Annotated in this window: 10 protein-coding genes; 8 read left to right on the forward strand and 2 right to left on the reverse strand. The window is 73.0% G+C overall.

What is annotated here, in order from left to right; translation table 11 throughout:
* Positions 1–88 precede the first annotated feature (88 nt).
* The 7 genes from AB0O00_RS21480 to AB0O00_RS21510 all read left to right on the forward strand — a co-directional run bounded on the left by AB0O00_RS21480 (position 89) and on the right by AB0O00_RS21510 (position 7,875).
* Positions 89–1,549: a catalase gene (locus AB0O00_RS21480; protein WP_363654094.1), complete on the forward strand. Its 1,461-nt coding sequence runs from the start codon at positions 89–91 to the stop codon at positions 1,547–1,549.
* A 267-nt stretch (positions 1,550–1,816) separates the two neighbouring features.
* Positions 1,817–2,596, forward strand: coding sequence for an IclR family transcriptional regulator C-terminal domain-containing protein (locus AB0O00_RS21485; RefSeq protein WP_363654096.1), 780 nt, complete (start codon positions 1,817–1,819; stop codon positions 2,594–2,596).
* Positions 2,597–2,807: 211 nt separating this feature from the next.
* Positions 2,808–3,728: a metal-dependent hydrolase gene (locus tag AB0O00_RS21490; protein ID WP_363654098.1), complete on the forward strand. Its 921-nt coding sequence runs from the start codon at positions 2,808–2,810 to the stop codon at positions 3,726–3,728.
* A gap of 120 nt (positions 3,729–3,848) precedes the next feature.
* Positions 3,849–4,937, forward strand: coding sequence for a PDR/VanB family oxidoreductase (locus tag AB0O00_RS21495; protein WP_363654100.1), 1,089 nt, complete (start codon positions 3,849–3,851; stop codon positions 4,935–4,937).
* A 63-nt stretch (positions 4,938–5,000) separates the two neighbouring features.
* A complete protein-coding gene (locus AB0O00_RS21500) occupies positions 5,001–5,870 on the forward strand; it encodes a M24 family metallopeptidase (protein ID WP_363654102.1) in 870 nt (289 codons plus the stop codon).
* Complete coding sequence (locus AB0O00_RS21505; RefSeq protein WP_363654104.1) at positions 5,867–7,603, forward strand: SDR family oxidoreductase; 1,737 nt, start codon at positions 5,867–5,869, stop codon at positions 7,601–7,603. The genes AB0O00_RS21500 and AB0O00_RS21505 overlap by 4 nt, the downstream gene beginning before the upstream one ends.
* Positions 7,604–7,674: 71 nt before the next feature.
* Entirely contained in the window at positions 7,675–7,875 is a 201-nt protein-coding gene (locus AB0O00_RS21510) for a type II toxin-antitoxin system VapB family antitoxin (protein ID WP_363654111.1), read from the forward strand.
* Positions 7,876–8,005: 130 nt separating this feature from the next.
* Here the strand turns inward: AB0O00_RS21510 and AB0O00_RS21515 are convergent, their stop codons facing one another.
* Entirely contained in the window at positions 8,006–8,299 is a 294-nt protein-coding gene (locus AB0O00_RS21515; protein WP_363654106.1) for a hypothetical protein, read from the reverse strand.
* Positions 8,300–8,457: 158 nt separating this feature from the next.
* Between AB0O00_RS21515 and AB0O00_RS21520 the strand changes: the two genes are divergently transcribed.
* Entirely contained in the window at positions 8,458–8,754 is a 297-nt protein-coding gene (locus tag AB0O00_RS21520; protein ID WP_363654108.1) for a hypothetical protein, read from the forward strand.
* Positions 8,755–8,766: 12 nt separating this feature from the next.
* On the opposite strand, the gene AB0O00_RS21525 is transcribed toward AB0O00_RS21520, so the two are convergent.
* A partial coding sequence (locus AB0O00_RS21525; RefSeq protein WP_363654109.1) for an XdhC family protein occupies positions 8,767–9,496 on the reverse strand: 730 nt, incomplete at its 5' end.

Here is a 9,496-nt window from a genome sequence, read left to right on the forward strand (position 1 = left end):
GGCCTCCGCTCCGCGTTCGGGGCCCCCTCGGCCCACCCTCTCCGCCCTCGTGAAGCACCACTTGTTCCGACACCTGAAGGACCCCTCCATGTCCAAGATCCTGACCACGGAGTCCGGCGCCCCGGTCGCCGACAACCAGAACTCGGCCTCGGCCGGCGAGTACGGCCCGCTGCTGATCCAGGACCAGCAGCTGCTGGAGAAGCTCGCCCGCTTCAACCGCGAGCGCATCCCGGAGCGCGTCGTGCACGCCCGCGGCTCCGGCGCCTACGGCTACTTCGAGGTCACCGACGAGGTCTCGCAGTACACCCGGGCGGACTTCCTCTCCGAGGTCGGCAAGCGCACCGAGGTCTTCCTGCGCTTCTCCACCGTCGCGGGCAACCTCGGCTCCAGCGACGCGGTGCGCGACCCGCGCGGCTTCGCGCTGAAGTTCTACACCGAGGAGGGCAACTACGACCTCGTCGGCAACAACACCCCGGTGTTCTTCATCAAGGACCCGGTGAAGTTCCCCGACTTCATCCACTCGCAGAAGCGCGACCCCTACACGGGCGTGCAGGAGGCCGACAACGTCTGGGACTTCTGGGCCCACTCGCCGGCCTCGACCCACCAGATCACCTGGCTGTTCGGCGACCGCGGCATCCCGGCCTCCTACCGCCACATGAACGGCTACGGCTCCCACACCTACCAGTGGGTCGCCGCCAACGGCGACGCGTACTGGGTGAAGTACCACTTCAAGACCAACCAGGGCATCCGCTCCCTGGACGGCGACCAGTCCGCCGAGGTGCTCGGCGCCGACGCCGACTCGCACCAGCGCGACCTCCACCAGGCCATCGAGCGGGGCGTGTTCCCGTCCTGGACCCTCTACGTCCAGCTGATGCCGGTCGCCGAGGCCGCGGACTACCGCTTCAACCCGTTCGACCTGACCAAGGTGTGGCCGCACGCCGACTACCCGCTGGTCAAGGTCGGCCGCCTGGTGCTCAACAAGAACCCGGAGAACGTCTTCGCCGACGTCGAGCAGTCCGCGTTCTCGCCGAACAACTTCGTGTCCGGCATCGGCCCGTCCCCGGACAAGATGCTCCAGGGCCGCCTGTTCGCCTACGCCGACGCCCAGCGCTACCGCCTCGGCGTCAACCACACCCTGCTGCCGGTCAACGCGCCGCGCGCCACCGAGGCCAACAACTACGGCCGCGACGGCCTGATGGCGGCCAACAAGTCCGGCCGCGCCAAGAACTACGAGCCCAACTCGTACGACGGCCCGGCCCAGACCGACAACGCGCTCGCCGCGCCGGTCAGGCTGGACGGCCACACCGGCACCTACACCACGCCGGCCCACACCAAGGACGACGACTTCTTCCAGGCCGGCGAGCTCTACCGGCTCATGTCGGACGGCGAGAAGACCCGCCTGATCAACAACATCGCGGGCTTCCTGTCCCAGGTGACGCGCGACGACGTCGTCGAGAAGAACCTGGCCCACTTCCACGCCGCCGACGAGGAGTACGGCGCCCGCCTGGAGGCGGCCGTCGCCAAGCTCCGCGCGGGCGACGAGGGCTGACGGTCCTTTCACCGGAACTCCTTCTCCACCCTCACCGGCCGCCGGGGCCCGCACCCCGGCGGCCGCACGACGGGCCTTCCCCCCTGGGCAGTGGGGGAGGGCCCGTCGCGGCGTTTTCCGCCCCCGCGTGCTCCCGTGCGCTCGCCCGGCATTCCGTGAATACGCAGCTGCACGGAATATTCACGGACAGCAGTTGCCGGAGCCCTCGGGTCGATAGGCTGGAGGACGCCCGCGGTCGCTCCGTGGGGGACATCGGAAGGGGACGACATGTCGACACCAGCCCCGGGTCGTCACGCCGCACTGGACCAGGGCCCACCCGGTCCGTTCACCTCCCTGCAGCACGCCCTCAGACTGCTGGAAGCCGTCGACCGGCACCCCGACGGCGCCACCCTCGTCGCCCTCGCGCGGGAGACGTCGCTCGGCCTGCCCACCGTGCGCCGGCTCGCGGAGATCCTGGAGATCGAGGGCTACCTCCAGTGCCAGGACGGCGGCTGGGTGCTCGGCGGCACCTTCGCGCTGCTCGGCCAGCACAACCGGGAGCAGCTCGTGCGCGCCCGGCTCAACCGCAAACTCGCCGAGATCCGCGACGAGTTGGGCGCCGCCGTGTACTTCGGCCGCTACCACGACGGGGAACTGACGGTCGAGGCGGTCTCCTCCTCCGAGTACGCCCCGCCGGTGCACGAGTGGGTGGACTTCCGGGCCACCGCGCACGCGAGCGCGATCGGCAAGTGCCTGCTCAGCCAGCTCGACTCGGACGCCCGGCGCGACCACCTCTCCCGCCACCCGGTCGCCCGGCTCACCTCCCGCACCGTCACCGACGCCGACCAGCTGATGCACCGCCTGGAGCGGCAGCCGGCCACCGTCCCGGTGCTGGACATCCAGGAGTACGCGCTCGGCACGGTGTGCGCGGCCGTGCCGGTGACGGCGGGCAGCACGGTCGGCTGCCTGGCGATGTCGATGCCGGTGGACAACGTGCACCGGCTCAGGGCGGCGGCCGAGCTGCTCGCGGCCCGGGCGGCGCCGGTGATGCTCGCGATGGCGGTCTGAGCGCCGCTGTTTTGACGGGCCCCACCGGAGAACCGGTGGGGCCCCGCGCGTTTCCCGGGGTGTCCGCCGGTGCACATCACTTATTAGACTCGATGTCGATAAGAGTCGCCGAAACCCTTGTCCCGGTCGCTACCCGCGAGTACGTTTCCCTGAGCCGAGCAGAGCCGAGCCGCCGCCCAGAGCCGTCGCCCCCAGGTCAGGAGGGCCCGCCATGCCCCGATCCACCCCCGTCCCCGCCCTCGCCGCGCCCGCGGCCCGCGTGCACGAGAGCCTCGTCCTGGAGCCCCGGGACGTCCGCTTCGACTGGGCCGCGCTCCCGCTGCACTGGATCCCCGACGAGCCGATGGCCACCCACGTCATCAACGTGCTGCACCTGCTGCTGCCCGAGGGGGAGCGCTGGTTCGTCAAGGTGTTCAAGGAGGCGCTGCCGCTGATCCGGGACGAGCAACTGCGCGAGGAGGTCCTCGGGTTCATCGGCCAGGAGGCCATCCACGCGGAGGCCCACCAGGAGGTCCTCGACCACCTCCTCGGGCAGGGGCTCGACCCGCGCCCGTACGTGCGGCAGGTCGCCTGGCTGTTCCGGCGCGTCCTCGGCGACAAGCCGGGGCTGACACCGGCCCGGCGGCGCGAGAACATCATCGAGCGGGTCGCCTTCATCGCGGCCATCGAGCACTTCACCGCGTTCCTCGGCAACTGGGTGCTCAACTCGCCCGGCCTGGACCGCGCCAAGGCCGACCCGACGATGCTCGACCTGCTGCGCTGGCACGGCGCCGAGGAGGTCGAGCACCGCAGCGTCGCCTACGACCTGATGGTCCACCTCGACCCGGGCTACCTGCGCCGGATCCGCGGGATGGCCGTCTCCGGGCCGCTGCTGGTGCACCTGTGGGTGCGCGGCGCCCGCTTCATGCTCGCCGCCGACCCCACCCTGGACGGGCGGATCAAGCCCACCTGGCGCGAGGCCGGCCGGATCGCCAGGCGCGGCCTGCTGCCCGACCCGGTCAAGTCGCTCCGCTCGGGCCTGCGCTACCTCAAGCCCGGCTACCACCCGACCCAGGAGGGCTCCTCCAGCCAGGCCCTCGGCTACCTCGCGACCTCCCCGGCCGCCCGCGCCGCGGCGGCGGGGAACGGGTGACAGATTTCAGATAACAGAAAACGTTTTCTGTTATCTGAAATCTGAAACCTGTCAGCCGTCGGCCCTCACCCGCCGCCCCCGCCCCCACCCCGCCAGCCCCGACGCCAAGGACCCCGCCGGATGGACCTGCTCAACCCGCCCCCCGACCTCTACGGCCGCCCCCGCGCCGACGGCTTCATGCGGCGGCTCACCGCCTTCGGCGACCGCTACTCCCCGGCCCTCGGCGGCCCGCTGCTGCGCCGCAACCCCCGCCGCCCGTTCAGCCGGCCCACCCCGCCGCTCCAGCTCGTCGTCAGCAACCGCCGCGAACTCGCCTCCGACGTCGTCGAGTTGACCCTGGCCGACCCCTCCGGCGGCCCCCTGCCGAGCTGGCAGCCCGGCGCCCACCTGCGGCTCGTCCTGCCCTCCGGCCGCGAACGCCACTACTCCCTCAGCGGCGACCCCGCCGACCGCGCCGCCTACCGCATCGCCGTGCGCCGCCTCCCCACGGGCGGCGGCGGATCCGTGGAGGTCCACGACACCCTCCACCGCGGCACCCGCCTCACCGCCCGCCGCCCGCGCAACGGCTTCGCGTTCTGCGCCGAGCCCACCGTCCTCCTCCTCGCCGGCGGCATCGGCATCACCCCCCTCCTCCCCATGGCCCGCGAGGCGCAGCGCCACGGCCTCGACTGGCGTCTCGTCCACGTCGGCCGCAGCGCCGGCACCCTCCCGTACACGGACGAGCTGCGCGCCCTCGACCCGAGCCGGGTCGTGCTGCGCACCGACGACGAGCACGGCGGCGTGCCGACGGGCGCCGAGCTGCTCGCGCACGCCCCGCGCGGCGCCGCCGTCTACTGCTGCGGTCCGGCGCCGATGCTCGCGGCCGTCCAGCGGGCGCTGGACGGGTCCCCGGCCGGGGCCCTGCACTTCGAGCGCTTCGGGGCCGCCCCGATCACCGGCGGCGAGCCCTTCGCGGTGCGGCTCGGCGCGGACGGTCCGACCCTCGACGTGCCGGCCGACCGGTCCGCCCTGGACGTGCTGCGCGAGGCCCGTCCCGACCTCCCGTACTCGTGCCACCAGGGCTTCTGCGGCACCTGCGAGGTCCGCGTGCTCGCGGGCAGCCCCGAGCACCGGGACCGCCGCCTCACCCCCGAGCAGCGCGCCGCCGGCGCCCTGCTGCCCTGCGTCTCCCGGGCCGCCGAGGGCGAGACCCTCGTCCTGGACCTGTAGCCGGACCGCCAGCCCCCACGAGCGCAGCCCCCGAGCGTGCCCGACCTGCCGAAGGAGCCCCCGATGGCGCCAACGACCCCACCCTTCCCGTACGACGAGCGCGACCTCGCCCGCTTCCGCGAGACGCAGCAGCTCGCCTACGACTGCGCCGAGGAGGTCGCCGCCTGGATCGAGCCGGGCGTCACCGAGCGGCAGGCCACCGCCGAGCTGCGCTGGCGCCTGGTGGCGGCCGGGGTGCAGGACTTCTTCCACGTCCCGTTCGCGTGGTTCGGCGACCGGACGGCGTTTCGCCACTTCCGCACCCCGCTGCAGTTCTTCGCGGGCAACCGCCGCCTGGAGGAGGGCATGCCGTACGTCCTCGACTGCGCGCCGATCGTCGACGGCTACACGGCGGACATCGGCTACGGCGGCAAGGTCGGGGAGAACCCGGTCTGGGACCGCCTCGCCGCCGACCTGCGGGTCTACCGGGAGCTGATCCTGGCCGAGGTGCGGGCCCGCCGCCCGCTGAACGAGGTGTACGCGGCCGTGGACGCGCAGCTCGCCGAGCACGGCTACGACAACCGCCACCGGGTCTACCCTGGCCGGGTGATCGGCCACCAGGTCACCCGGACCACCGTGCGCGGGCCCGCCGGGGTCACCGTCTTCGGCTTCGGCGTGCGCACCCTGCAGACCCTCGGCCGCGAGCTGGTCTCCGAGCGCCTGCACGGCCGTTCGCCGCTGTGGGCGGACGGCCGCTCGTCCCGGCACGCGCCCACCCCCGGGCTGTGGGCGGTGGAGCCGCACATCGCCTTCCGCGGCGTGGGCATCAAGTTCGAGGAGCTGCTGGTCGTCACCGAGGACGACGCCTACTGGCTCGACGACGACCTGCCGCACGTCCGCCGCTGGACGTCCGGGGCCACGTCCGAGCCCACCACCCTGGAGGCCACCCGATGACCGCGAGCCCGACGACGCCCCCGACCCGCCGGACCGTCCACTCCGGCGGCCTGCCGCTCGCCGTCTACGAGCAGGGCGACCCGGACGCCCCCACCGTCCTCCTCGTGCACGGCTACCCCGACACCCACGCCGTCTGGGACGACGTCGCCGCGGACCTCGCCCGCGACCACCACGTGGTGCGCTACGACGTCCGCGGCGCCGGCCGCTCCGCAGCCCCCGCCACCCGCGACGGCTACCGCCTGGAGCAGCTCGCCGACGACCTGTTCGCGGTCGCCGACGCCGTCAGCCCGGACCGCCCGGTGCACGTCGTCGCCCACGACTGGGGCTCGGTCCAGTCCTGGGAGGCGGTCACCTCGCCCGGCGCGGAGGCCAGGATCGCCTCCTACACGACCATCTCCGGGCCCTGCCTCGACCACATGGGTTACTGGCTGCGCCACCGGCTGCGCCGCCCCACCCCGCGCCACCTCGGGCAGCTGCTCCACCAGGGCCTGCACTCCTGGTACATCACCGCGTTCCACCTGCCGTTCCTCGCGCCGGCCGTGTGGCACCTCGGCCTGGCCCGCGCGTGGCCGCGGGTGCTGCGCGACCTGGAGCACGTCACGCCGCGGCCGGACCACCCGCAGCCGGGCCTGCGCCGGGACGCGGTGCGCGGCATCGAGCTGTACCGGGCCAACTTCCGCCCCGCGCTGGGCCGTCCGCGCGAACGGCCGACCGAGGTGCCGGTCCAGCTGGTGACCCTCACCAAGGACCGCTACGTCGGCACCTACCTCTCCGAGGGCCTGGAGCGCTGGGCCCCGAACCTCACCCGACGGACGCTGCGGGCCGGCCACTGGTCGGCGCTGCTGGAGAAGGGAGCGCACGTGGCCGCCATGGTCCGCGAGTTCACGGCGAAGACGGAAGCGGGCGGCGGGCAGCCCGCGAAGGGCGAAGGACCGCTCGTCGTCGTCACCGGCGGCGGCAGCGGCATCGGCCGGGCCACCGCGCTCGCCTTCGCCGAGGACGGCGCCCGGGTGGTGGTGTGCGACCTCGACCTCGCCGCGGCCGAGCGCACCGCGCAACTCGCCTCCCTGATCGGCCCGCAGGCCCACGCCTACCGGGTGGACGTCGCCGACGGCGCCGCGGTGGACGCCTTCGCCGCGGCCGTCGCCGCAGAGCACGGCGTGCCCGACGTCGTGGTCAACAACGCGGGCATCGGCCACTCCGGGACGTTCCTGCAGACCACGGAGAAGGAGTGGCAGCGCGTCCTGGACGTCAACCTGTGGGGCGTCATCCACGGCTGCCGCGCCTTCGCCGCGCTGATGGCCGACCGCGGCGAGGGCGGCCACATCGTCAACGTCTCCTCGGCCGCCGCCTACCTGCCGTCCAAGGCGCTCACCGCGTACGCGACCAGCAAGGCCGCGGTGTTCATGCTCTCCGACTGCCTGCGCGCCGAACTCGCGTCCCACGACATCGGCGTCTCCACGATCTGCCCGGGCATCGTGAACACGAACATCACCCGCACCTCGACCTTCTCCGCCACCACCGCCGCCGAACAGGCCGCCAAGCAGGCCCGCGCCGCCAAGCTCTACGCCCGCCGCGGCTTCCCGCCGGAGAAGGTGGCCGCCGCGATCCTGCGCGCCGTCCGCACGAAGAAGCCCGTCGTCCCCGTCACCCCCGAGGCCAAGGCCGCCCGCCTCCTCAGCCGCCTCAGCCCCACCCTCCTCCGCCTGGCCGCCCGCCTGAACGTGACCTGAGGCCGGTACGGGTCTGCGACAGTAGGTGCGCACCGTACATCGCAGGCCCGTACCGTTTCCGGAGGTTGGCCATGGCCCTCATCGCACTGGACCTCATCGACGGCGAACTCCTGGCCGAGGCCGCCGAGATCCTCGGCACCACGACCGAGGTCGCCACGGTCAACGCAGCCCTTGAGGCCGCGGTGAACAATCGGAAGGGCAGGCGATCCTCTGACCGGCCGGCCGACGGCGGTCGGCCTGGTCCTGTCGGTACGGCGGAGGATCGCGGGTGACGGACGGCCTACCTACTGCTCGATTCCTGTGCCCGTTCGCGCTGTTGCCCGGCGCGCCTACGCCAGGGCCTCGTTGGCCCAGACGTGGGCTGAAGCCCGCGCTCGACGACCGAGTCGACCGAGCCGGCCGCTAACGGCCCAGCCGCGACAGTCCTTCGCGCAGGTCGTCGGGGTTCATGCAGATGTGGGTCTGCACGGTCGCGTTGAACTCCAGCCAGAACGGCTCGCAGACGGACGGCAGAGCCGCCTCGTCCGGGATGTCGATCACGATGACCTGGGCGCGGCGGCCGTTGCGGTTGAAGAAGTAGGCCGCTTCGGGCTTGAGGGCGGTCATGATCCGTTCGAATCGCTCGCCGACCGTGCCGTCGGTGATCAGCTTGTTGGTGGTCGCGGTGTCGATCTCGATGTCGAGCAGGACGCGCATGGCAGGTGCTCCTTCCCCGGGCTCTGGGTGAGTCCGCAACTCCAGCCTCGCGCCGCCCCCTACGGCCTGCAACGTCACTCGGGTGGTTGCCGTGAGTGGCCGGGGCCGACGCGTCGGGCTCCACTGATTACGCCAATGTCCAGTGGAAGGAGCCCCTGATGGCAACCGTTGTGGTGTTCGACCTCCCCGGCGTCACCCAGGCCCAGTACGACGCGGTGATCAAAGCCCTGACCGGCAGTACCACCGGCTTCTACCTGCCCTCCGACCTGCCCGTCAGCGGGATCGTCTCGCATGCGGCGGGCGCCACGTCGACCGGCTGGCACGTGACGGACGTGTGGGAGTCCCGGGAGGCGTGGGACCGCTTCGCGGCCGTGCTGACCCCGATCCTCCAGGACGTCGGCATCCCGACGTCCACGCCGCCGCAGATCTTCGAGGCCCACCGCGTGGTGCGCTGAGCCGGAGCCCCGTCACGCCGCGTGCGGCGCCTGGGTGCCGTCCGCGGCCTCCGCCGTCGCCACGTCGTGGTGGATCGGCCCGTTCCCGGCGCTGAGCGGCAGGCAGCTGCCGCCGCGCCGGTGGGCGATGATCTCGGCGGCGACCGAGACGGCCGTCTCCTCGGGGGTGCGGGCGCCGAGGTCGAGGCCGATGGGGGAGCGCAGCCGGGCGATCTCGGCGTCGGTGAGGCCGACCTCGCGCAGCCGGGCGTTGCGGTCGCGGTGGGTGCGGCGGGAGCCCATGGCGCCGACGTAGCCGACGGGCAGCCGCAGGGCGCGCTCCAGGAGGGGGATGTCGAACTTGGCGTCGTGGGTGAGGACGCACAGCACGGTGCGCCCGTCGATCCGGTCGAGCTGGGAGTCGAGGTAGCGGTGCGGCCAGTCGACGACGACCTCGTCGGCGTCGGGGAAGCGGCGGGCGGTGGCGAAGACGGGCCGGGCGTCGCAGACGGTGACGTGGTAGCCGAGGAAGCGGCCGATCCGCACGACGGCGGCGGCGAAGTCGATGGCGCCGAAGACGATCATCCGCGGCGCGGGCACGTAGGACTCGACGAAGCAGGTGACGGTGCCCTGCTCGTGCTCGTCGCAGGGGCGGCCGTCGAGGCCGAGGACGATCCGGCCGGTGCGTCCGGCGTCGAGCATGGCGCGGGCCTCGGCGACGATGGCCCGCTGGAGCGGGCCGACCGTCGAGGGCGCGGGGGAC

The sequence above is a fragment of the Kitasatospora sp. NPDC093558 genome (assembly GCF_040683475.1).
Classification (GTDB): Bacteria; Actinomycetota; Actinomycetes; order Streptomycetales; family Streptomycetaceae; genus Kitasatospora.